This window comes from Amycolatopsis albispora (assembly GCF_003312875.1).
Lineage (GTDB): Bacteria > Actinomycetota > Actinomycetes > Mycobacteriales > Pseudonocardiaceae > Amycolatopsis > Amycolatopsis albispora.
Window position 1 is genome coordinate 3,873,822 of sequence record NZ_CP015163.1, and the last position, 22,999, is coordinate 3,896,820.

Sequence of the window (22,999 nt, forward strand, 5' to 3'; positions counted from 1 at the left end):
GTTTTCTAGGACGGCCGCCGCTTCTGGCGCTCGGTGTACTCGCGCATGCGCTTCGGGTAGCCGACCTTCGACACCTCGTAGACCGGGATCGAGCGCTTCTTGCCGAACTGCTGCGCGGCCTCCAGGCTGCCGATCCGGCGCCTGGTCCACTCGCCGTCGTGCGCGATCAGCACCACCGTGGTCTCGGTGACCGTGGTCCGCGGCTCCACATAGGCCTCGACGCCGGTGCGCTGAGCTGCCCACTCGTCCAGGTGGCGGGTGTCGTCCGGAGTGGATTTCCGCAGCGTGCCCGGTTTTCCACCACCCTTCGAGCCGCCCTTGCCCCGCCTGCGCAGCGAGTCGAACAGACCCACACCGACCACCCTCTCTCGAAGCCGCTGACACGCCCATTATCGCCCTGTTCCAGCGGGTGCGTCGGCACACACCCGGCTAGGTCGCAAGCGTGCCGGACGAGGTGACAAGATGAGGTGTGTTCCGCGCGCGCGAAGTACTCGCGCGCGGGCGGACGAGCATCATCGCCGAGCTCTTGCTAGGAGTATTCAACGTGACCGACACCTCCGCTGACCTGGTGATCCTCGGTGGCGGATCGGGCGGGTACGCCGCGGCCTTCCGCGCGGCCGAGCTCGGCCTTTCCGTCATCCTGATCGAGAAGGACAAGCTGGGTGGGACGTGCCTGCACCGCGGGTGCATCCCGACCAAGGCCCTGCTGCACGCGGCGGAGGTCGCCGACTCGGCCCGCGAAAGCGAGCAGTTCGGCGTGAAGGCCACCCTCGAAGGTGTCGACATCGCCGGGGTGAACAAGTACAAGGACTCGATCATCTCGCGGCTGTACAAGGGCCTGCAGGGCCTGGCCAAGGCCCACAAGGTCACCCTGGTCGAGGGCAGCGGCACCTTCGTCGGCGGCACCAGCGTCGAGGTCGATGGCACCCGGTACACCGGCAAGAACGTCATCCTGGCCACCGGCTCGTACTCCAAGACGCTGCCCGGCCTGGAGCTCGGCGGGCGGATCATCGCCAGCGAGCAGGCGCTGTCGCTGGACTACATCCCGGAGAAGGCCGTGGTGCTCGGCGGCGGGGTGATCGGGGTGGAGTTCGCCAGCGTGTGGGCCTCCTTCGGCACCGAGGTGACCATCGTCGAGGCGCTGCCGCGGCTGGTCCCGAACGAGGACGAGTTCGCCTCCAAGCAGCTCGAGCGCGCCTTCCGCCGTCGCAAGATCGCCTTCAAGACCGGGGTCAAGTTCACCGGCGCCAAGCAGGACGACAACGGCGTGAGCGTGTCGCTGGAGTCCGGCGAGACCATCGACGCCGACCTGCTGCTGGTCGCGGTCGGCCGCGGGCCCAACTCGGCCGGGCACGGCTACGAGGAGGCCGGGGTCTCGATGGAGCGCGGCTTCGTGCTCACCGACGACCGCCTGCGCACCAACCTGCCGAACGTCTACGCGGTCGGCGACATCGTGCCGGGCCTGCAGCTCGCGCACCGCGGTTTCCAGCAGGGCATCTTCGTGGCCGAGGAGATCGCCGGCCTCGACCCGCGCCCGGTGGACGAGGCCGGCATCCCGCGGGTGACCTACTCGCACCCGGAGGTCGCCTCGGTCGGCCTCACCGAAGCGCAGGCCAAGGAGCGCTACGGTGCTGACGTGGTCACCTTCACCTACGACCTCGGCGGCAACGGCAAGAGCCAGATCCTGAAGACCTCCGGCGCGGTGAAGCTGATCAAGGCGCCGGACGGGCCGGTGGTCGGCCTGCACCTGGTCGGCGACCGCGTCGGCGAGCTGATCGGCGAAGCGCAGCTGATCTACAACTGGGAGGCCTTCCCGGAGGACATCGCCCCGCTCATCCACGCCCACCCCACCCAGTCCGAGGCACTCGGCGAAGCACACCTGGCCCTGGCAGGCAAGCCACTGCACGTGCACAGCTGACGACCGCGTACCAGCCCACAGACCGCACCAGAACCATTTCATCAAGGGAGTCAGCAGAAAATGGCCTACTCCGTCACATTGCCGGAGCTCGGGGAGAGCGTCACGGAGGGCACCGTCACCCGGTGGCTCAAGCAGGAGGGTGACCGGGTCGAGGTCGACGAGCCGTTGCTCGAGATCTCCACCGACAAGGTGGACACCGAGGTGCCGTCCCCGGTGGCGGGCACCGTGCAGCGCATCGTGGCCGCCGAGGACGAAACCGTCGAGGTCGGCGGCGAACTCGCGGTGATCGACGACGGCTCCGGCGGCGGCGAATCCGCGCCCGCCGAGCAGTCCGCTCCCGCCCAGGAGCAGCAGCAGGCCCCCGCCGAAGAGGCTCCGGCGTCTTCCGAGGCTCCAGCGTCTTCGGAGTCTTCGCAGCCTTCCGAGCCGGAGCCCGCGGCCCAGCCGCAGGCGTCGGGCGGCGGATCCGCGCAGGGCACCCCGGTGACCTTGCCCGAACTCGGCGAGAGCGTCACCGAAGGCACCGTCACCCGCTGGCTCAAGCAGGTCGGCGACACCGTCGAGGTGGACGAGCCGCTGCTCGAGATCTCCACCGACAAGGTGGACACCGAGGTGCCGTCGCCGGTGGCGGGCACCGTGCTGGAGATCAGCGTCGGTGAAGACGAGACCGTCGAGGTCGGCGGCCAGCTGGCCGTCGTCGGGGACGCGGGTGCCGCGCCGCAGCAGCAGTCGGCCCCGGCCGCCAAGCCCGAGCCCAAGCCGGAACCGAAGCCGGAACCCGAGCCCGAGCCGAAGACCGAGCCGGTCCAGCAGCAGGCCCCGCAGCAGCAGGCTCCGCAGCAGGCCCAGCCCCAGCAGCAGGCGCCCCAGCAGCCGAAGCCGCAGACGCCGGCCGCGGCCGAGGGCAACGGCGGCGGCTCCGCGCCGTACGTCACGCCGCTGGTGCGCAAGCTGGCTTCGGAGAACGGCATCGACCTCGCCTCGCTGACCGGCAGCGGCGTCGGTGGCCGCATCCGCAAGCAGGACGTGCTGGCCGCGGTCGAGGAGAAGCAGAAGCAGCAGGCGGCCGCCCCGGCGCCCGCCGCCGCGCCGTCCGCTCCGGCGCAGGCCCCGGCCGCTCCGGCCCCGGCCGGTGGTGGTCAGGACAAGTCGGCCCTGCGCGGCACCGTGCAGAAGGCCAACCGGATCCGGCAGATCACCGCGCAGAAGACCAAGGAATCGCTGCAGGTCTCCGCGCAGCTGACCCAGGTCCACGAGGTCGACGTGACCAAGATCGCCCGGCTGCGCCAGCGGGCGAAGGCGGCGTTCAAGGAGCGCGAGGGCATCAACCTCACCTTCCTGCCGTTCTTCGCCAAGGCCACGGTCGAGGCGCTCAAGCAGCACCCGAACGTGAACGCGTCGTACAACGAGGAGACCAAGGAGATCACCTACCACGGTGCGGTCCACCTCGGCATCGCCGTGGACACCGAAAAGGGCCTGCTGTCGGTGGTCATCCACGACGCCGGCGAGCTGAACCTGGCCGGGCTCGCGCACAAGATCGCCGACCTGGCGGCCCGCGCGCGGACCAACAAGATCAAGCCCGACGAGCTGACCGGGGGCACCTTCACGGTGACCAACATCGGCAGCAACGGCGCGCTGTTCGACACGCCGATCATCGTGCAGCCGCAGTCGGGCATGCTCGGCACCGGCGCGGTGGTGAAGCGGCCGGTGGTGATCACCGACGCCGACGGCAACGACACCATCGCCGTGCGGTCGATGGCGTTCCTGCCGCTGACCTACGACCACCGCCTGATCGACGGCGCGGACGCGGGCCGGTTCGTCACCACGATCAAGCAGCGCCTCGAAGAAGGCAACTTCGAGGACGAGCTGGGCCTGTAAGCCCTTCCGGCTCGGCACGGGGCACCACCTGCGCGGTGGTGCCCCGTTCTGTTTTTCACTGCCTGGCGCCGAGCACCCGGAGCAGGCTGGTGCGGAGCGCTTCGGCCGCCTGCTCCCCCGGCATGCGGCCCGCGTCGGTCTCCGCGCTCGCGGTGTGCGCGAGGCTGATGGTGACCGCGACCAGCCAGTCGCTGGACAGGCGATCGTCGAATTCGCCGGTGCCCTGGCCGCGTTCGATGACCTCCTTCAGCCGGTCGGCGACCGGCGCGTGACGCCGGTGGTCGCCGTCCTGGCCCACCGGCAGCGAGCCGAGCTTCCGGACCAGCGCCGGGTACCGCCCGGAGGCCCGGCGGGCGGCGTCGAGCAGGCGGACCAGCGCGTCCGCCGCCGGGCCGGTGCCGGGATCGGCGGCATCCATCGCGGCGACGACCTGCTCGGTGAGGTGGTCGAGCACCGCCGCGAGCAGCTGTTCTCGCGTGGGGAAATGGGCGTAGACCGTCTGGCGGGTCACGCCCGCGGCCACGGCGACGGCCGCGACACCGGCGTCGGGCTCGGCATCGAGCACCCGCACCGCCGCGTCCAGGATCGGCGCCCGGCTTCATCACCTCCACCGAAGACTGCTGGCCGGCAACGAGGACGCGGCGCTGATCGTCGACCGCTACCACACCGCGGACGTCGTCCAGTTCGCCGACGGGAACCGCATCGACCGCGACAAGCTCATCGCGCACACCCGCCCGGTCCGCAAGAACCGGCCGTCCAGTCGCATCGAGGTGCACGAAGCGCTGGCGGACGGCGACCACATCGCCGCCCGGTACACCCTGCACGTCCGCAACCGCAACAAGGACCTCGCCATCGAGGTCTGCTTCTTCGGGCAGTTCACCCCCCACGGCCGGATGCGCCGGGCGAACCTGCTCACCCGCACCGTCCGCGAAGCCGGTTGACAGGTGGACGTCCTCCAATATTCTAGAATTACGGAATTCTAGAGGAGGGTGTCATGCTCAACCGCCGCAAGCTGCTGGTGTCGGTGGCCGCCGCCGGCTCGGTGGCCTTGCTCCCGCCGCCGCGGGCGCGAGCCGCCGAGTCCCCGGCGAAGGCCTGGCTCGACTGGATGGCCGCGAACCGCGGCAACGTGGGCGCGATGGTCGACGACGGCGCCGGTCGCACGCTCGCCCACCGCGCGGCCGAGCCGATGGTCCTGGCCTCGGCGATCAAGATCGTGCACCTGACCGCGTACGCCAAGGCCGTCGCCGAGGGCAGGCTGGACCCCGCCGAGCAGATCCGCGTCGGCGACTGGGACATCCGGCACCCGTGGGTCAGCGACGGCGGCGCGCACCGCCAGGCGCTGACCGCGCTGGGCATCCCGTGCGACCAGTTCGGCATCGCGCACGACCCCGAGCGGCTGGTCACGCTGAACCAGCTCGCCGGCGCGATGATCCTGTTCAGCGACAACGCCGCGCCGGACTACCTGCGTCACCGCCTCGGGCACCGCGCACTGCACGAGGCGGCCGCGAGCGGTGGCTGGTGGCGGCCGGACGTCCGGTCGCTGCAGGGTGAAGTGCTCCAGCTGATCATGCCGGAACTGGCGGGCCGGACCCCGGCCGCGCGCCGGGCGGTCGGGGACGTGCTGGCCACCAAGTTCATCCGCAGCGAGCAGTTCCGCCGCCACACCGCGGAGCGCATCCCGGCCATGCCCGCCACCAGCGACGAGCAGTGGCCGTGGACCCGCGGCCACGGCCGGGGCACCGCCGCCAAGCTGGCCGCGCTGCACCGGCACGTGGCCACCACCGGCGGACTCGCGCGCGACCACCTGGAGCGCCCGCTGGCTTCGCGGGTGCCGCCGGGCGCGGTGGCCGTCGGCTTCAAGGGCGGCAGCCTGCCGAAAACGGTCACCATGGGCCTGACCGTGCGCTGGCCGGACGGCCGGATCGGCTCGCTCGCCCTGCTGCTGACCGGGATCAGCGACGAGCAGCAGGCGGCCTACGAGGGTTTCCTCACGGTCGGCCTGGACGCGTTGAGCACGCCGTCCGGCTTCGACGGGCTGGCGCGAGCGCTCGGCGCGTGAGGGGCATGCTGGTGCCATGAGCACCGAGCTGAGCGATCGGGTCGCGGAGCTGGAACGGCGGGTCGCCGCGCTGGAGAACCGGGAGCAGGTGACCGAGCCGGAGCCACCGGACGACGACGGCGTGATCACCTACGCCGGGCAGCTGACCCGTCCCGGCGAGCTGGAGTGGCAGGTCACGCTCCCGTCTTCGCGGGTGCTGGCGCTGGACGACCCGCCGCGCATCGAGGTGCTCTCGGCGCTCGCGCACCCGGCACGCGTGGCGATCGTGCGACGTCTCGCCGAGCACGGCTCCCAACCGGGCGCGGCCCTGCAGGAAGCCGCCGAACTGGGTTCGGCCGGGCAGTTCTACCACCACCTCAAGGCACTGACCGGCGCCGGCATCGTCGAGCAGGACAAGCGCGGCAGCTACCGCCTCCGCGCCCGCGCGGCGATCCCGGCGCTGGTCCTGCTCGCCGCGGCCGCCGACATCGCGGGCCAGCTGCGCTAGCCCGGGCCGGTTCCGCTGAGTGGTGGCAGGATCGAAACCATGCGAGTTCTCATCGCCGGCTCCAGTGGCCTGATCGGCAACGCACTGACCGCGCGGCTGCGCGCCGACGGCCACGAGGTGGTCCGGCTCGTCCGCCGCGAGACCCGCAGGCCCGGCGAGTACAGCTGGGACCCGCCCGCCGGCCGCGTCGGGGACGGCGCCTTCGACGGCACGGACGCGGTGGTGAACCTGTGCGGCGCGCCCCTGCTGCCCGCCCGCTGGAGCGCCGCGCGCAAGCAGGTCATCCTGGACAGTCGCATCGAGCCGACCGAGGTGCTCGCCGAAGCGGTCGCCGAGCACGGGATTCCGGTGCTGCTCAACGCTTCCGCCGTCGGTTACTACGGCGACGCGGGCTCGGCCATGCTGGAGGAATCGGCCCCCAACGGCACGGGTTTCCTCGCGAACCTTTGCGCCGCTTGGGAAAACGCCACGGAAGCGGCGGGCGACGCACGCGTGGTGCGGCTGCGCACCGGTCTGGTGCTCTCCGGCGACGGCGGTCTGCTCGGCCCGCTCAAGCCGCTGTTCTCCTTGGCACTGGGCGGAAAACTCGGCGACGGCACGCAGTACATGCCGTGGATCGCCGAGGAGGACCACATTTCCGCGCTGATGTTCGCGCTGACCGACGAAAACCTTTCCGGCCCGGTGAACGTGTGCGGGCCGCTGCCGGTGACCAACGCCGAATTCACCCGCGAGTTCGGGCGGGTGCTCAACCGCCCGGCGCCGTGGTGGGTGCCCGCGCCCGCGATGAAACTGGCGCTCGGCGAGGCCGCCGAGGAAATGGCGTTGGCGAGCCAGCGGGCCGTGCCGCGGGCGCTGGAGGACGCCGGGTTCGAGTTCAAGCACAAAACGGTCGGTGACGCGCTCGCCGCCGCCGTCGCGCGATGACAGCCGGGTTGAAGCGGGCGCTCCGCGTCAGATGGGGCCTGTTCGGCGGGCTGCTGTTCCTCGCCTTCACCGTGCTGGGGCTGGCCGTCCGCGACCGGCCGTGGGGCCTGGACCTGGCGCTGCTGTGGGCGCTGCACGGCGAATGGCTGGACGCGCCCGGCCTGGTCGCCGGGGTGCTGACCAACGTGTTCGGCCCGGTGCTGCCGGTGGCGCTCGGGCTCGGCCTGGTGTTCGCCGCCGTGCTGAACTACCGCCGCGGCGACCGGGCCACCGGCAGCGTGCTGGTGCGGATCGCGGTGGTGCTGGTGCTCTGCCGGTTGACCAGCTTCGTGTTCAAGCCGCTGTTCGAGCGCGACCGGCCACGCGAGTACCCCGATCTGAGCTATCCGAGCGGGCACGTGGTTTCCGTCGCCAGCACCGGTTTCGCCGCCGTGCTGCTGTGTGCCTGGCTGGCACCGCAGCTGCTGCGCCGGATGACCGTCTGGGCGCTGGCCGCGACCGTGGTGGCCGCGGCCTGCCGCGTGGTGCTCTCGGTGCACTGGTTCACCGACACGCTCGGCGCGGTGCTCGCCGTCGGCGGTGTGGGACTGGTCTCAGCGGTGGCATTGCGCCTGCTGCCCGTCTTATCGGATCGGCCACCGGCGGCGTAGCGTGGCGGGGTGACCTCCTCTTGCCGTGCCACCCGCGAAGCCGTCGACGTCCGCCTCCTGGGCACCATCGACTACCTCGAAGCGTGGGACCTGCAACGCACCACCGCGACGGCCCGCGCCGACGGCGAGGGCCCGGACACGCTGTTCCTCCTGGAGCACCCGTCCGTGTACACCGCCGGCAAGCGCACCGAACCGGGTGACCGGCCGGTCGACGGCACCCCGGTGATCGACGTCGACCGCGGCGGGAAGATCACCTGGCACGGGCCGGGGCAGCTGGTCGGCTACCCGATCGTGAAGCTGGCCGACCCGATCGACGTGGTGCAGTACGTGCGGCGCCTCGAAGAGGGCCTGATCGCGGTGTGCGAGGGCTTCGGCGTGCACGCCGGGCGCGTCGAGGGCCGCAGCGGGGTGTGGATCCCCGCCGACGACCGCGGGCCCGAGCGCAAGATCGCCGCGATCGGCATCCGCGTGCAGCGCGGGGTGACCATGCACGGCTTCGAGCTGAACTGCAACGCCGACCTGTCCGCGTTCGACAAGATCGTGCCGTGCGGCATCCGCGACGCCGGGGTCACCTCGCTGTCGTTCGAGGTGGGCCACGAGGTGACCGTCACCGAGGCGCTGGCTTCGGCCCGCGACGCGGTGCTGGCGGCGCTGGAGGGCGACCTCCCGGTCCGCGAGGACCGCTGGCTGCCGCGTCCGGCCGCCCCCAGCGCCGACGGTGTCACCTTCGTGCTGCAGAACTCCTGATCAGCCGAGCTGGCGCGCCACCTCGGCGGCGATCAGCTCGAGGTGGTCGAGGTCGGACAGGTCGAGCACCTGCAGGTAGAGCCGGGTGATCCCGGTTTTCTCCACCCAGGTGCCGATCTTGTCCACGGCTTCGGCGGTGGTGCCCGCGATGCCGTTCTGCCGGACCTCGGCCGGCTCCCGGCCGATCGCCGCGGCCCGCCTGGTGAACTCGGCCTCGTCGCGGCCGATGGCCACCACCTGCGCCACCGAGCGCACGATCTCCTTGGGGTCGCGGCCCAGTTCGGCCGCGGCCGCCTCGACCCGCCGGAACTGCGCGAGCGCGGTGTCGGCGTCGGTGAACGGCAGGTTGAACTCGTCGGCGTAGCGCGCGGCGAGCGCCGGGGTGCGCTTCTTGCCCGCCCCGCCGATGATCACCGGCGGCCGCGGCCGCTGGGCAGGCTTGGGCAGCGCGGGCGCCTCGGCGAGCTGGTAGTGCTCCCCGCTGAAGGTGAAGGTCTCCCCCTCCGGGGTTTCCCACAATCCGGTGAGCACGGCGAGCTGCTCGCTGTAGATGTCGAAGCGTTCCTTGATCTCCGGCATCGGGATGCCGTACGCGGTGTGCTCGGCGTCGTACCAGCCGGAGCCCAGGCCGAATTCGACCCGGCCGCCGGACATCTGGTCCACCTGCGCCACCGAGATCGCCAGCACCGACGGGTGCCGGAAGGTGGCGGCGGTGACCAGCGTGCCGAGCCGGATGCGCTGGGTCTCGCGGGCGAGCCCGCCGAGGGTGACCCACGCGTCGGTGGGCCCGGGCAGGCCGCTGGCCGAGCCCATCTTCAGGAAGTGGTCGGAGCGGAAGAACGCGTCGTAGCCGAGGTCCTCGGCGGCTTTCGCGACGCGCAGCTGGTCGTCGTAGCTGGCCCCTTGCTGGGGCTCGGTGAAGATCCGTAGTTCCACGGGTACCGAATCTACGCGTGCTCGGGTGCCACCCGGATCCGGCTCAGCAAGGTGATCACCACGGCTTCGACCTCGGCGCTGACCTGCTGGGGGTCCGCCGACCCGGCGATCACCGTCGCGGCTGAGGACAGTGCGCCGAACAGCAGCCGCGAGGTGGTGTCCACCGGGACCTCTTCCAGTTCACCGGCGGCGACGAGTTCCTCGATGCAGTCGCGGAGCAGGCCGAAGCTGAAGTGCTCCTCGGCCTGGCGCCAGCGCTCCCAGCCCATCACCACCGGCGCCTCGTGCACCACCACCCGCTGGTAGGCCGGTTCGAGGCAGCACTGGAGAAAGGTGCGCAGGCAGGCGATGGCCCGGTCCCACGCCGGTTCGGGGCCGCTGCGGGCCTGGCGCAGGCGGTCGATGACCTCGTTTTCCACCGCGTCGAACGCGGCCTCGAACAAGGCCTGCTTGCCACTGAAATGGTGGTACAGCGCACCTTTTGTGACGCGCGCCCGGCGGGCAACCTCGTCGAGGGAGGTGCCGGCGTAACCGCCGCTGGTGAACAACTCCACCGCGCTGGTGACCAGTGCCGATCGGGTCGACTCCGAGTAGTCGAGCCGCCGGGACCTCATTTCGACCACTTTGTCAGCACGGCCACAACCTTACGTCATATTCGACGGAACATACTCGTGGTACGGTACCGGCAGTCAGGACCGTACCGGGAGTATGCCGCAAACCCGCGGTATGGCCCCGCTCACGGCAAGGGGGCTCCAACCATGAGCTGGCAGGACTACTACCGCCGCCGCGACGCCATCGAAGCCGTGTTGCGGCACGTGAAACGCGACCCGGCCGGACCGCTGCCGCGCACCGGCGTCTTCGACTCCGACCGCGAGCTGATCCTCGCGCTGCAGTACAAGTGGTCGCTGATCCTCGGTGGCCACCTCCGCGTCCAGCTGTGCGAGACCGACGGTGACCAACTGGACGCGGTCACCCGCGCCTGGCGCGCCGCCGCGGCCGCGCAGCCGACCTTGCGCGCGGTGCTCGACGCCCACCTCGGCCGGTTCCCGGAGGCGGCCCCGGTGCGCGAGGCCGAGCTGCGGATGCTCGCCAGGGCAGCCGGGCTGGCCGAGTCGGACGACTCCGCCGAACAGGTGACCAAGGTCGGGCTGGCACTGGAAAGCCTGCTGCTCGGCGTGCCGGAGAAGGCCCGCGCGAACTGTCCCGTGCGGCGCCTGCTCATGCCGAGCGCCTAATCTCGGGCCATGAGCAAGTGGACCGAAGCCGACATCCCGGCCCAGGACGGCCGCACGGTGGTGATCACCGGCGCCAACTCCGGGCTCGGCCTGCGCAGCGCCGTGGTGCTCGCGGAGAAGGGCGCGCGGGTGCTGCTCGCCTGCCGGTCGCCGGAACGGGGGCAGCGCGCGCTCGGCGAGGTGGCCGAGGTCGCCACCGGCCCGGCGCCGGAACTGGTCCGGCTGGACCTGGCTTCGCTGGCGTCGGTGCGCGAAGCCGCCGGGGAGATCCGCAAGGCCACCGGTGACTCGCTCGACGTCCTGCTGAACAACGCCGGGTTGATGGCGCCACCGAAGGGTCACACCGTCGACGGTTTCGAGACCCAGTTCGGCACGAACCACCTCGGGCACGCCGCGCTGACCTGGCTGCTGATGCCCGCGCTGCGCGGGTCCGACGGCGTCGCGCGGGTGGTCACGCTGTCGAGCGTGGCCGCGACCGGCGGCCGCATCGACCTGGACGACCCGAACTACGAGACGCGCCGCTACTTCCCGTGGACGGCGTACGGGCAGTCGAAGCTGGCGAACCAGGTGTTCGCACTGGAGCTGGACCGGCGGCTGCGCGCGGCGGGAGAGCCGGTGCTCAGCGTCGCCGCGCACCCGGGGTACACCCGTTCCGGGCTGTCGTCGGGCATGGCGAACGCCCAGCGCAACGCGGTGCTGCGGGCGGTCGTCGGTGCCGGGGCCGGGCTCAGCGAGCGGCTGCTCGCGCAGAACACCCGGATGGGCACGCTGCCGCAGCTGTACGCGGCCACCGCGCCCGAGGTCGAAGGCGGTGCGTACTACGGCCCGGACGGCTTCGGCGGCACGCGGGGATTCCCGGCCAGGGTGCGCCCGCTCGGCCCCGCGCGCGACGAGCCGCTCGGCGCCGGGCTGTGGCAGCTCACCGCGGAGATGACCGGGGTCACCCCCGACCCGGCTTGATCGGCTGCCCGCTGGTCCGGGCGTACGCTGGACCGCGTGAGTGCTGCCCCGGAGGGTCGGAAGCTGTTGCGGCTGGAGGTCCGCAACAGTCAGACGCCGATCGAGAAGAAGCCGTCGTGGATCAAGACGCGGGCGCGGATGGGTCCGGAGTTCACCGAGCTGAAGGGCTTGGTGCGCCGGGAGGGTCTGCACACCGTGTGTGAAGAGGCGGGTTGTCCCAACATCTACGAGTGCTGGGAGGACCGGGAGGCCACGTTCCTGATCGGCGGGGACCAGTGCACGCGGCGGTGTGATTTCTGCCAGATCGACACCGGCCGCCCGGCCGAGCTGGACCGGTCCGAGCCGCGGAAGGTGGCCGAGTCGGTGCAGGCGATGGGCCTGCGCTACTCCACGGTGACCGGTGTCGCCCGCGACGACCTGCCCGATGGTGGCGCGTGGCTGTACGCGGAGACCGTGCGGCAGATTCATGCGCTGAACCCGGGGACCGGGGTGGAGTTGCTGATCCCGGATTTCAACGCCGACCCCGGTCAGCTGGCCGAGGTGTTCGGGTCGCGGCCGGAGGTGCTGGCGCACAACGTGGAGACGGTGCCGCGGATCTTCAAGCGCATCCGCCCGGGTTTCCGGTACGCGCGGTCGCTGGAGGTGATCACCGCCGCCCGGGAAGCCGGTCTGGTGACCAAGTCGAACCTGATCCTCGGCATGGGGGAAACCCCTGACGAGGTGGCCCCGGCGATGCGGGACCTGGTCGACGCGGGCTGCGAGATCCTGACGATCACCCAGTATCTGCGGCCCTCGCCGCGGCATCACCCGGTGGATCGGTGGGTCAAGCCGGAAGAGTTCGTCGAACACTCGCAGGCCGCCGAGGCCATGGGCTTCGCCGGAGTGATGGCCGGTCCCCTGGTCCGGTCCTCTTATCGGGCCGGGCGCCTGTACGCACAGACCAAGGCCCACCGCGGCGAGGAACTGCCGGAAAACCTCGCTCACCTGGCCGCGCAGGGCCCCGCCGCGCAGGAAGCCGCCAGCTTGCTGAACCGATAGTAGGAGTCGCGCGTCCCACCAAAGTGGGTGAAATCCCCTGACCAAAGGTTGACGACCGATGGCTAGGGTCGGCGTTAGCCTGAACCCGCTTCGCCCGGAACACGACTTCGAGGGGACTTTCACGTGGCACTGGTGACCGACATTCTCGAGTGGCTGCGCGCGCTGCCACCCGCCGGCGTGACCGCCGGGGCCGGCCTGCTGGTCTTCGGGGAGACCACCCTCGGCCTCGGCTTCATCGCGCCCGGCGAGTCCGGGTTGTTCATTCTCGGCACCACCGTGGACAACACGCCGAAGTTCCTGCTGATGTGGCTGGTCACCACGGTCTGCGCGATCGGCGGTGACTCGGTCGGGTACCTGATCGGCAAGAAGTTCGGGCCCAGGCTGCGGCAGACGAAGCTGGTCAAGAAGTACGGTGCCGACGGGTGGGACAAGGCGTGTGACTTCCTGCGCCGCAAGGGTTCCTGGGCGGTGCTGATCGCGATCTTCCTGCCGGTGATGCGCACCCTGGTCCCGGCCGCGGCGGGCGCTTCTGGCCTGCCGTTCCGGAAGTTCCTGCCACCGGTGGTGGTCGGCGCGACGGCCTGGTGCGCCCTGCACATCGGCATCGGCGCGGCGGCCGGTGAAGCCGCCGAGCAGCTGGAGTCGGCCGTCGGCAAGGGCAGCTGGGTGGTGCTGGGCTTGATCGCCGCAGCCTTCGTCGCCTTTGTCCTGGTGAAGCGGAAGCGCGCCAAGGCGAAGGAAGCCGCGGAGGCCGCCAAGGCCACCACCACCGTGGAAACCGAGCCGGCCCAGCCCTGACCGCCCAGCCCGGCGCGCCCCCGAGTCCCGCACTCGGGGGCGCTTCGTTTTCCGTTGCGGAGTCGGGAGCTCAGCCCGAAGCACCGAGAATTCGCCTGGCCTCGATCCACCGGTGCTCGAACTCGGCCGCGGAGATCTCGGCTGCCCGCGGCTGGTCCCGCCAGCCGTCGAGCGGCGCCTCGGCCAGTACGCCGTACTGCCGTTCGTAGCGGCCCATCGCCGGGAGGTCGGCGTGATCACGCAGATGCAGCACCTCGTCCAGCGAAGCAGCTGTCACCGGCCGTGAGTCCTTCCCCCGGACCTCGACCTGACGCGTCGCCCAGCCCTCGTCATCGGTCTCGAAATACAGCCACAGATCCTCGGCCGCGTGGTACGTGCGGAACCAGGTCGCCATGCCCCCATCCTCACACCCCCGGGCGACCCGGGCCCCGCTTTCCGTGCTGGGCCAGGCAACTCGGGTGGCTGAGTGTGGGACTCGAACGGGTGGGCTCCGCGGCGGAGGGATGCGTCGCCGCAACGGCGGTAGTTGGGTGGTCCCCAGCAACCGAGGCCGTCTGGAGGCAGCATGCGCGGAATCAGGACAGGGCTGGCGGTACTGGCACTCGCCACCATCGCCGCGGCGGGTATGCCCGCCACCGCTCAGGAGGGCCCGGCCTGGGCGCCCTGTCCCGAGGAGTTCGGCGGCAAGCTCGAATGCGCCGAGATCTCCGTGCCCCAGGACTACGACGTGCCCGACGGCCCGCAGGTCAAGATCGCGCTCTCCCGCCTCAAGGCCACCGGCGCGAACCGCCGCGGGGTGCTGTTGCTCAATCCCGGCGGTCCCGGGTCGGCCGGGCGGCTCATGCCGCAGGCCGTCGGCGGCCTCGCGCCGCGCGGGGTGACCGACCAGTACGACCTCATCGGCTTCGACCCCCGCGGCACCGGCGCCAGCACCCCGGTCTCCTGCGAACTCACGCCCGAGCAGCTGAACGTCACCAAGCTCATGCCCTACCCCGCGCCCGACGGCTCGATCACCGAGAACCTCGCGTACGCCGAGCAGGTGGCGAAGCAGTGCGCGACGAGCACCGAAATCCCCCACGTCACCACCGCCAACACCGCCCGCGACATGGACCGCATCCGCGCCGCGCTCGGTGAGGAGAAGATCTCCTACTTCGGCGGCAGCTACGGCTCCTACCTCGGCGCCGTCTACACCACGCTCTTCCCGGACCGCAGCGACCGCGTGGTGCTCGACGCCGTGGTCGACCCGACCGACGTCTGGCGCCGCGTCTGGCAGCTCTGGGGACTGGCCAACGAGGAACGCTTCGAGGACTTCGCCGCCTGGACCGCCGCCCGGCACGGCACCTACGAACTCGGCGAAACCCCGGAAGCCGTCCGCGAAACCTACTTCACCCTGGCCGCCAAGCTCGACGCGACGCCACTGAACACCAGCACAAAACCCTTGTCCGGCAACAACTTCCGCGAAGAGACCCGTGGCGCGCTGTACGGCGACGAGAGCTTCCCATCACTGGCGAAGCTGTGGCAGGCCGCCAAGCTCGGCGACGCCGTGCAGGCCGCCGAAGCCCGGCAACTGCCCGACGAGACGCAGTCCTTCCCCGCGACGCTGTGGTCGATCGCCTGCAACGAGGCCGGCTGGCCGCGTGAGCCGAAGGTGTACCAGCGCGAGGTCGACCGCGACCGCAAGCTGTACCCGATCACCGCGGGCATGCCGTCCAACGTCTGGCCGTGTGCCTTCTGGCCGCACCAGCCGGAGCCGCCGGTCGAGGTGACCGACCGCGGCCAGCCGACCGTCCTGCTCCTGCAGAACCTGCGTGACCCGGCCACCCCGCTGCCCGGCGCGCTGGCCATGCGCAAGTCGCTCGGCGACCGCGCCCGCCTGGTGCTGGCCGACCAGGGCGGCCACGGCACCTACCTGACCACGCAGAACGCCTGCGGGTCGAACGCCGCCACCGCCTTCCTGGTGCACGGCACGCTGCCCGAGCAGGACGTCTTCTGCGGCCCGGAGACCGCGGTCCCGGACGCCAGGGTGGCGACCGGTCCGCAGCGCGACGAGCTGGTCCGCGACCTCCGGGCCGGTCAGTTCCCGTTCTGAGTGGACGGCAGGTAGCGGCGAGCCACGTTCTCGCGGCTCGACGCGCCCGCCTTCCAGTCGGTGATCCAGGGGCCGGTGCCCTCGCTCGGGTCGAGCACGCCCTCTTCGAGCCAGGTGTACCGGCCCTTGAGCGTGCTGCGCGCGATCTTGTGGTCGATGTCGTCGGTGTTGTCCCACAGGGCGTCGAACAGCGCTTCGACCCGCAGCCTGGACTGGCGGCAGAAGGCGTCGGCGAGTTCGTAGGCCGCCTCGCCCTCTTCACGGTTGACCTCGCGCTGCATCTCCGCGCGCACGCAGGCCGCCGACATGGCAAAGAGCTCGGCGCCGATGTCCACGATCCGCCCGAGGAAGCCCTGCCGCTTCTCCAGCCCGGCCTGCCAGCGCGCCATGCCGTAGAACGTGGACCGCGCCAGCTTCCTGGCGGTCCGCTCGACGTAGCGCAGGTGCCCGGCCAGCGCGCCGAACTCGGGGTACGAGGTCGGCACCTGCCCCTTGCCCGCGACCAGCTTCGGCAGCCACTTCGCGTAGAACCCGCTGGCCTTCGCGGCGGCCTTCGCCTTGGCCTTGACGTCGGCTTCGGGATCGGCGAGATCACCCGCCGCGGTGAGGTGCGAGTCGACCGCCTCGCGCGCGATCAGCAACCGCATGATCTCCGAGGAGCCCTCGAAGATCCGGTTGATCCGCAGGTCGCGCACCAGCTGCTCGACCGGCACCGCGCGTTCCCCGCGCGCGGCCAGCGATTCGGCCGTCTCGTAGCCGCGGCCACCGCGGATCTGCATCAGCTCGTCGGCGATCAGGCAGGACACCTCGCTGGCCCACAGCTTCGCCAGCGCCGCCTCGATCCGGATGTCGTTGCGGCCCTCGTCGCTCATGTGCCCGGACAGGTCGAGCACGGCCTCCAGCGCGTACGACGTGGCCGCGATGTAGGAGATCTTGTTCGCCACCGCGGCGTGCTCGCCGACCGGCTTGCCCCACTGGACCCGCTCGCCGGACCACTCCCGCGCGATCTTCAGGCACCACTTCGCCGCCCCGGCGCACATCGCCGGAATGGACAGGCGCCCGGTGTTCAGCGTGGTCAGCGCGATCTTGAGCCCGTCGCCCTCGCGGCCGACCACGTTCTCCTTCGGCACCCGCACCTGGTGGAACCGGGTCACCCCGTTCTCGATACCACGCAGGCCCATGAACGCGTTGCGGTGCTCGACGGTGATCCCCGGCGAATCGGCCTCGACGATGAACGCGGTGACCCCGCCGCGGTGCCCCTCGCTCTTGGGCACGCGGGCCATCACCACCACGAGTTCGGCGACCACGCCGTTGGTGGTCCACAGCTTCACGCCGTCGAGTTCGTAGGCCTCGCCGCCGTCGACCGGCACCGCGGCGGTGGCCAGGCGCGCCGGGTCCGAGCCGACGTCGGGCTCGGTGAGCAGGAACGCGGTGACCGCGCCCTTCGCGCATCGCGGCAGGAACCGCTTCTTCTGCTCCTCGGTGCCGGCCAGCTTGAGCGGTTCGGGCACACCGATGGACTGGTGCGCGGACAGCAGCGCGCCGATCGTCGGGTGCACCGAAGCCGCCATCATCAGCGCGCGGTTGTAGGCGTACTGGGTCAGCCCGAGCCCGCCGTAGGCCTCGGGGATCTTGATGCCGAAGCAGCCCAGCTCGGCGAATCCCTTGACGAACTCGTCCGGGATGCGGGACTCGCGCTCGATGACCGTGCCGTCGAGGGTCTCGCAGTAGGCGCGGAGCTGCGTGAGGAACCGCTCCGCCTTCGCCTCGTCCTCGGCGGACGGCCGTGGGTGCGGGTGCACCAGGTCGAGCCGGAACCGGCCGAGGAACAGCTCCTTGGCGAAGGAGGGCTTCTGCCAGCCGCTCTCCCTCGCCTCCTCGGCCACCGCACGGGCTTCCTTCTCCGTCACCTTGGGCTGGTCGGCCACGACAGCCTCCCCTTCCTCGAATCGACGAGTCCCGTCAAGTCACTTCCGGAAACTGTGACCAGTGTTACCCATCAGTAGCGAAAGGGAAACCGGCAGGCGGGCTACGTTACTGAAGAGTTCGACCCCGATCAGGAGGCAAGGCGGATGACCACGGCAGGACTCCCGCGCCCGCTCGCGTTCGTGCTCGGCGGCGGTGGCAGCCTGGGCGCGATGCAGGTCGGCATGCTGCGGGCGCTGACCGAAGCCGGGCTGACCCCCGACCTGGTGACCGGCACCTCGGTCGGCTCGCTCAACGGCGCCGTGCTCGCCCTCAAGAGCGACGACCCGGCCGAGCAGGCCGAGCGGCTGCAGCGCATCTGGACCAGGATGACCCGGCACGAAGCCTTTCCCGGCGGGGTGTTCAGCCAGGTCCGCACGCTGCGGCACAGCGGCACCAACCTGTTCCCGAACACCGGGCTGGCCGCGATCGTCGACGAGTACCTCGGCGAGGGCGTCACCTTCGAGGACCTCGCGCTGCCGCTGGGCGTGGTGACCACCGACGTGGAGACGGCCGAGCCGCGGCTCATCCGCTCGGGCGAGCTGCGGCCCGCGCTGCTGGCCAGCTGCGCCATCCCGGGCATCTACCCGCCGGTCGAGCACGAGGGCAGGCTGCTCTACGACGGCGGGCTGGTGGCCAACGTGCCGATGCGCCAGGCGATCGCGATGGGCGCGAAGTCGCTGGTCGTGCTGGACTGCGCGTTTCCCGGCCAGCTGCCGTCCCGGCCGCAGACCCTGGCCGAGGTGCTGATGTTCACCGCGATGATCAGCATGCGGAACCAGGCGGTGCTGGAGGCGCCGATCGCCGCGGCCGAGGTGCCGGTGGTCTACCTGCCCGGGCCGGCACCCGTGCGGGTGAGCCCGCTCGACTTCCGGCACACCGGCGAATTCACCGCACTCGCGTACAAATCGGCCAAAAAGCACCTGGAAAACCTTTCCGTGCACGGTCCCGGCCTTTACGGGGTGCCCGGCCTCGCCACGCCTTGACCCCGATCTCGGGTACTTTTGACGTCGAGGGAAATCCACCGCGTCAATTCTTAAAAAAGAGATCACATGGCACCCAAGAAGTCTTTACTCTTGCTTCCGCTGGCCGCGTTGCTACTGCTTTCCGCGTGCTCGGCGGGCGATTCCGGGGAAACCGCCGCGCCCGAGCCGGGCCAGCCGGTGGTGCGCATCGAACCGGCGGGCGGGCAGGACCTCAGCCCGGTCACGCCGATCACCGTGCACACCGAGAACGCGGGCCTGACCGAGGTGACCGTGGCCAACACCGCGCGGGGGACGCAGGTCAAGGGCACGCTCGCGCCGGACCGCACCAGCTGGACCTCGGCCGAGCCGCTCGGGTACGGCGCCAGCTACACGATCACCGCGAAAGCCGTTGACCAGCAAGGAAAACCGGTCGAACAGCAGGCGCGGATCAGCACGCTGACGCCGAAGCAGCAGGCCGAGCCGAACCTGATCCCGGCGCCGGGCGCGGTCGCGCAGGCCGGGATCGGCGTCGGCCAGCCGATCGTGTTCCAGTTCAGCCAGCCGGTGAAGGGCGACGCCGCGAAGGCGAACGTGGAAAAGTCGCTGTCGGTGGTCTCCGAACCGGCGCAGGAGGGCGGCTGGTACTGGATCGACGACCAGAACGTGCACTACCGACCCAAGGAGTACTGGCGGCCCGGCACCACGCTGAAAGTGGCGGCGAAGGTGTACGGCGTCGATTTCGGCGGCGGTGTCTACGGCGCGCAGGACCGCGAGGAAACGTACCGGGTGCACGATTCCTGGGTGGCCAAGGCCGACGGCAACACCGAGCAGATGCAGATATTCCACAGTGGAGCGCTGGTGAAGACCATGCCGATCTCGATGGGCAAGGACGCCACGCCGACCCATCTCGGCGCGCACGTGATCTCCGAGAAGCACGAGAGCTACACCATGGACTCGTGCACCTACGGCGTCTGCCAGGGCTCCCCCGGTTACTACCGGACGCAGGAGAAGTGGTCGCTGCGGATCTCGAACGACGGCGAGTTCGTGCACGAGAACCCGAACAGCGTCGGCCAGCAGGGCAGCTCGAACGTCTCCCACGGCTGCATCAACCTCAACGCCGAGAACGCCAAGTGGTTCTTCGACAACCTCGGCCTCGGTGACGTGGTCGAGGTGACCAACTCCGGCGGCCCGCAGCTACCGGTCTGGGACCTCTACGGCGACTGGGCCGTGCCGTGGGAACAGTGGGTAGCCGGTAGCGCTCTGCACTAACGCCCTGGGCATTTCCTGAAGCGGCGGAGCCGCTTGCGGTGGGGCCGTCAACCGGCTCCGCCACCCGCACCGCCACGCAAACCACGTCAAGCATTCTCTTCGACCGGGTGGCCGCGCGTGGCCAGCACCACCGTCAGCACCAGCAACGCGCAGACCCCGGCGGTGAAGTGGATGGGCGCCGGGCTGAAGGTGGACAACAGCACCAGCACCGCGGCGACCGGGAAGCCGATCGCGATCGGGCGGCATTCGTTGCGCACGCCCACGTGCAGCACCCACACGCTGAGCAGGAACAACGCCACCGGGATCGTGGTGGCCAGCGCGGTGGCCACGCCGCCGATGTGCGCGGTGTGCGTGTCGTAGTCCACGGCCACCTCGATCCCGGCACCCAGCGCGGCCAGCGAAGCGAAGATCACGTAGTGCCCGTAACCCCAGTTGAGCGAGGCACGCAGGGTGGTCAGCCGAACGTGACCGGGCTGGTCGAAGTACAGCCACCACAGGGAGAACACGATCACCAGCGCGGCGACCGCCAGCGACACCAGGTCCGCCACGTGTCCTTCGGCGATGGCCTCACGGAAGGCGTTGGTGGAGCTGAGGATCGTTTCGCCGAGCACGATGATGGTGAACAGCCCGTACCGCTCGGCGATGTGGTGCCGGTGGTAGCTCGTGCCGTGCGCGCGTTCCGCGATCACCGGTGTGGCCAGCTCGAGCAGCACGAACACCAGGAACGCCGGAAGCTGCCACGCCGCGGGCAGGAACAGCCAGCCCACCCAGCAGAGCTGCGCGAGCACGATGCCCGCGGCGTACCGCAGCGACGTCGGACGGCAGTCCACATCGGACCGCGCCGCGCGCAGCCACTGGGTGACCATGGCCAGCCGCATCACCACGTACCCGATGATGATCACGCGGAAGTCGCCGTCGAAGGCGCGCTCGATGCCCGCCGCGACCACCAGGCTGCCCGCGATCTGCACCAGGGTGGTCAGCCGATACGGCCCGTCGTCGGTGTCGAAGGCCGAGGCGAACCAGGTGAAGTTCATCCACGCCCACCAGATGGCGAAGAACACCATCAGGAAGCCGACCAGCCCCTCCCCGGTGTGGTTCTCCGCGACGGCGTGGTGCAGCCCGGCGGCGGCCTGCGCGACAGCCACCACGAAGCAGAGGTCGAAGAGCAGTTCCAGCGGGGTCGCGGCGCGGTGTGGTTCGCGGGCGTCCCTGGCGCGCATCGGCCGGTACCAGACGCGGACGTGGTGGCGCTGCCGTTCCTCGGTGGTCACGGCCCGGGATCGTACTGGAGTGGGCCCGGGTTCTCCCCGTTCCCGAGCCCACCCCAGTGGTCCTTCGCGCGTGCTGCCCGTCCTCGGGTGACGCTCTCAGCGGTCACCGTGCGATCCCCCGCGGCCGTCGGCGACGGGCGGGCCGAGAGCTCCTCCCGGATGCGCGTCCGGGAGCCGATCCGGCACAAGCAGCTGACCGGAATTACCACAGCGGGTAACGGTTTCCCCCCTCACGAAGGTGCCAAAAGCCTGTCACAGTTGCTCTGCGTAGCGCCATTAGCTGACCGACGTGTCACCCGGATGGACTATCAACGAATACGCTGGGCGCTTCCCCGACTGCGACGCGCCGCCGCCGGAGCTCAAAAACGCCGAGCCCGAGCGCGACCGCGGTGAGCGCCGCCGCGCAGCCCATCGACACCGCCAGCGCCACCGGGTAATCCTCACCCGATCCGGTGACCACGGCGTGGAAAACCGAGGCGAGCAAGGCCGTGCCGATCGCCGTGCCGATGCGCTGCCCGGTCTGCAGCGCGCCCCCGGCCACCCCGGCCATCGCGGTCGGCACGCACTCCAGGGTCAGCGTGGTGTTCGGCGAGATCACCATGCCGCCGCCGAGCCCGCCGATCAGCAACGGCAACGCCACCGCGAATCCGGCGTGCTGCGGGAACAGCAGCACCGCCACGCCCGAGCCGACCATGCCGACCACCACCATGGTCAGCCCGGTCACCGTCAGCCGGCGACCCCAGCGCTCGACCAGCCTGCCCGCCACCACCGACGAAACCGCCGAGCCGACCGCGAACGGCGTCACCGCCAGCCCCGACTCCAGCGGCGTGTATCCCAGGCCCTGCTGGAAGAACATCGCAAAAACCAGCCAGATCCCGGTGAACGCGCAGAAGTAGACCGAGCCGAGCGTGGCGCCGCTGGTGAACCCGCGCACGCTGGTGAACAACCGGACGTCCAGCAGCGGCGCCCGCTCCAGCCGGACCAGCCGCCGTTCCCACCAGACAAAAACCGCACCCAGCAGCACGGCGAGCGGGAACATCCACCACAGGCCGGTGAGCCCGCCCTGCTCGGCCTCCATCACCGGGAACAGCACCCCGGCCACCGCCAGCCCGAGCAGCAACGCGCCGACGAAGTCCAGTTCGGACCCCAGCCCGCGCAGCCGCCGCGGTGACTTCGGCAGCAGCCTGGCCGCGAGCACCAGCGCCAGCGCACCGATCGGGATGTTCACGAAGAACACCCACCGCCAGCCGTCCGGATCACCGAACGCGGCCAGGATCACCCCGCCCAGCACCGGGCCGACCGCGGTGGACAGCCCGACCGTGGCCCCGAACATGCCGAACGCGCGCCCGCGTTCCGGGCCGGAGAACAACTCCTGGATCAGGCCGGTGTTCTGCGGGGTGAGCAGCCCGCCCGCGACGCCCTGCAGCAGCCGGGCCAGGATCAGCAGCAGCTCGGTCGGCGCGGCCCCGGCGAGCGCGCTGGTCAGCACAAAACCGGTGAGCGCGAACAGGAACATCCGCCGCCTGCCCAGCGCGTCGCCGAGCCTGCCGCCCGCCACCAGCACCAGGCCGAAGGTCAGCGCGTAACCGGAAACCACCCACTGCATGCCGCCGGCCGACGCCCCGAGGTCGCGCTGCATCGACGGCAGGGCCACGTTCACGATGCTGACGTCGAGCAGCACCATGAAGCCCGCGGTCAAGGTCACCGCGAGCGCCTTCCAGCGACGGGGATCGGGTTCGACGCGTTGACCGGCCTCGGCTGTGCTCACCCGACCATCGTCGCGCGGATCGGCAGCCCCGGCTCACCG

The 22,999-nt window shown here is 70.8% G+C and carries 23 protein-coding genes; 15 read left to right on the plus strand and 8 right to left on the minus strand.

Annotated elements, in window-relative coordinates:
- Positions 1-5: 5 nt before the first annotated feature.
- A complete protein-coding gene (locus tag A4R43_RS17985) occupies positions 6-362 on the minus strand; it encodes an oxidoreductase (protein WP_113693392.1) in 357 nt (118 codons plus the stop codon).
- A gap of 182 nt (positions 363-544) precedes the next feature.
- On the opposite strand from A4R43_RS17985, the gene lpdA reads away from it, so the two are divergent.
- Positions 545-1,918, plus strand: coding sequence for a dihydrolipoyl dehydrogenase (gene lpdA, locus A4R43_RS17990; RefSeq protein WP_113693393.1), 1,374 nt, complete (start codon positions 545-547; stop codon positions 1,916-1,918).
- A gap of 60 nt (positions 1,919-1,978) precedes the next feature.
- Positions 1,979-3,796, plus strand: a complete 1,818-nt coding sequence (gene sucB / locus A4R43_RS17995; RefSeq protein ID WP_113693394.1) for a 2-oxoglutarate dehydrogenase, E2 component, dihydrolipoamide succinyltransferase — start codon at positions 1,979-1,981, stop codon at positions 3,794-3,796.
- A 55-nt stretch (positions 3,797-3,851) separates the two neighbouring features.
- Here sucB and A4R43_RS18000 read toward each other — a convergent pair whose 3' ends face one another.
- A complete protein-coding gene (locus A4R43_RS18000) occupies positions 3,852-4,367 on the minus strand; it encodes a TetR/AcrR family transcriptional regulator (RefSeq protein WP_236809101.1) in 516 nt (171 codons plus the stop codon).
- Between the two features lie 130 nt (positions 4,368-4,497).
- Between A4R43_RS18000 and A4R43_RS18005 the strand changes: the two genes are divergently transcribed.
- Genes A4R43_RS18005 through lipB form a run of 6 tightly spaced genes read left to right on the plus strand, consistent with a single transcriptional unit; the run spans position 4,498 to position 8,666 of the window.
- Positions 4,498-4,737: a nuclear transport factor 2 family protein gene (locus A4R43_RS18005; RefSeq protein WP_335645167.1), complete on the plus strand. Its 240-nt coding sequence runs from the start codon at positions 4,498-4,500 to the stop codon at positions 4,735-4,737.
- 53 nt (positions 4,738-4,790) lie between these two features.
- Positions 4,791-5,858, plus strand: coding sequence for a serine hydrolase (locus A4R43_RS18010; RefSeq protein ID WP_113693396.1), 1,068 nt, complete (start codon positions 4,791-4,793; stop codon positions 5,856-5,858).
- Positions 5,859-5,874: 16 nt separating this feature from the next.
- A complete protein-coding gene (locus A4R43_RS18015; RefSeq protein WP_113693397.1) occupies positions 5,875-6,345 on the plus strand; it encodes an ArsR/SmtB family transcription factor in 471 nt (156 codons plus the stop codon).
- Positions 6,346-6,384: 39 nt separating this feature from the next.
- Complete coding sequence (locus A4R43_RS18020) at positions 6,385-7,269, plus strand: TIGR01777 family oxidoreductase (RefSeq protein WP_113693398.1); 885 nt, start codon at positions 6,385-6,387, stop codon at positions 7,267-7,269.
- Entirely contained in the window at positions 7,266-7,919 is a 654-nt protein-coding gene (locus tag A4R43_RS18025) for a phosphatase PAP2 family protein (RefSeq protein ID WP_113693399.1), read from the plus strand. The genes A4R43_RS18020 and A4R43_RS18025 overlap by 4 nt, the downstream gene beginning before the upstream one ends.
- A gap of 9 nt (positions 7,920-7,928) precedes the next feature.
- Complete coding sequence (gene lipB / locus A4R43_RS18030) at positions 7,929-8,666, plus strand: lipoyl(octanoyl) transferase LipB (RefSeq protein ID WP_113693400.1); 738 nt, start codon at positions 7,929-7,931, stop codon at positions 8,664-8,666.
- Here lipB and A4R43_RS18035 read toward each other — a convergent pair whose 3' ends face one another.
- Together A4R43_RS18035 and A4R43_RS18040 are read right to left on the minus strand one after the other, a co-directional pair.
- Entirely contained in the window at positions 8,667-9,602 is a 936-nt protein-coding gene (locus A4R43_RS18035; protein ID WP_113693401.1) for an LLM class F420-dependent oxidoreductase, read from the minus strand.
- Positions 9,603-9,613: 11 nt separating this feature from the next.
- Complete coding sequence (locus A4R43_RS18040; protein WP_113693402.1) at positions 9,614-10,216, minus strand: TetR/AcrR family transcriptional regulator; 603 nt, start codon at positions 10,214-10,216, stop codon at positions 9,614-9,616.
- Positions 10,217-10,360: 144 nt separating this feature from the next.
- Between A4R43_RS18040 and A4R43_RS18045 the strand changes: the two genes are divergently transcribed.
- The 4 genes from A4R43_RS18045 to A4R43_RS18060 all read left to right on the plus strand — a co-directional run bounded on the left by A4R43_RS18045 (position 10,361) and on the right by A4R43_RS18060 (position 13,633).
- Entirely contained in the window at positions 10,361-10,837 is a 477-nt protein-coding gene (locus tag A4R43_RS18045; protein WP_113693403.1) for a hypothetical protein, read from the plus strand.
- A 9-nt stretch (positions 10,838-10,846) separates the two neighbouring features.
- On the plus strand, positions 10,847-11,797 hold the full coding sequence (locus A4R43_RS18050) for an oxidoreductase (RefSeq protein ID WP_113693404.1): 951 nt from the start codon (positions 10,847-10,849) through the stop codon (positions 11,795-11,797).
- A gap of 36 nt (positions 11,798-11,833) precedes the next feature.
- Complete coding sequence (gene lipA, locus A4R43_RS18055) at positions 11,834-12,835, plus strand: lipoyl synthase (RefSeq protein ID WP_113693405.1); 1,002 nt, start codon at positions 11,834-11,836, stop codon at positions 12,833-12,835.
- 123 nt (positions 12,836-12,958) lie between these two features.
- Entirely contained in the window at positions 12,959-13,633 is a 675-nt protein-coding gene (locus tag A4R43_RS18060) for a DedA family protein (protein WP_113693406.1), read from the plus strand.
- 70 nt (positions 13,634-13,703) lie between these two features.
- On the opposite strand, the gene A4R43_RS18065 is transcribed toward A4R43_RS18060, so the two are convergent.
- Entirely contained in the window at positions 13,704-14,027 is a 324-nt protein-coding gene (locus tag A4R43_RS18065) for a hypothetical protein (protein ID WP_113693407.1), read from the minus strand.
- A gap of 171 nt (positions 14,028-14,198) precedes the next feature.
- On the opposite strand from A4R43_RS18065, the gene A4R43_RS18070 reads away from it, so the two are divergent.
- On the plus strand, positions 14,199-15,722 hold the full coding sequence (locus tag A4R43_RS18070) for an alpha/beta hydrolase (RefSeq protein ID WP_113693408.1): 1,524 nt from the start codon (positions 14,199-14,201) through the stop codon (positions 15,720-15,722).
- Here A4R43_RS18070 and A4R43_RS18075 read toward each other — a convergent pair.
- Entirely contained in the window at positions 15,707-17,650 is a 1,944-nt protein-coding gene (locus A4R43_RS18075) for an acyl-CoA dehydrogenase family protein (protein ID WP_113693409.1), read from the minus strand. The two genes, A4R43_RS18070 and A4R43_RS18075, sit on opposite strands and share 16 nt — an antisense overlap.
- Before the next feature lie 144 nt (positions 17,651-17,794).
- On the opposite strand from A4R43_RS18075, the gene A4R43_RS18080 reads away from it, so the two are divergent.
- Entirely contained in the window at positions 17,795-18,673 is an 879-nt protein-coding gene (locus A4R43_RS18080; protein WP_113693410.1) for a patatin-like phospholipase family protein, read from the plus strand.
- Positions 18,674-18,739: 66 nt separating this feature from the next.
- On the plus strand, positions 18,740-19,921 hold the full coding sequence (locus tag A4R43_RS18085; protein WP_113693411.1) for a L,D-transpeptidase: 1,182 nt from the start codon (positions 18,740-18,742) through the stop codon (positions 19,919-19,921).
- Between the two features lie 86 nt (positions 19,922-20,007).
- Here the strand turns inward: A4R43_RS18085 and A4R43_RS18090 are convergent, their stop codons facing one another.
- On the minus strand, positions 20,008-21,141 hold the full coding sequence (locus A4R43_RS18090) for a low temperature requirement protein A (RefSeq protein ID WP_113697695.1): 1,134 nt from the start codon (positions 21,139-21,141) through the stop codon (positions 20,008-20,010).
- Positions 21,142-21,484: 343 nt separating this feature from the next.
- A complete protein-coding gene (locus A4R43_RS18095; RefSeq protein ID WP_236809102.1) occupies positions 21,485-22,960 on the minus strand; it encodes an MFS transporter in 1,476 nt (491 codons plus the stop codon).
- Positions 22,961-22,999 lie beyond the last annotated feature (39 nt).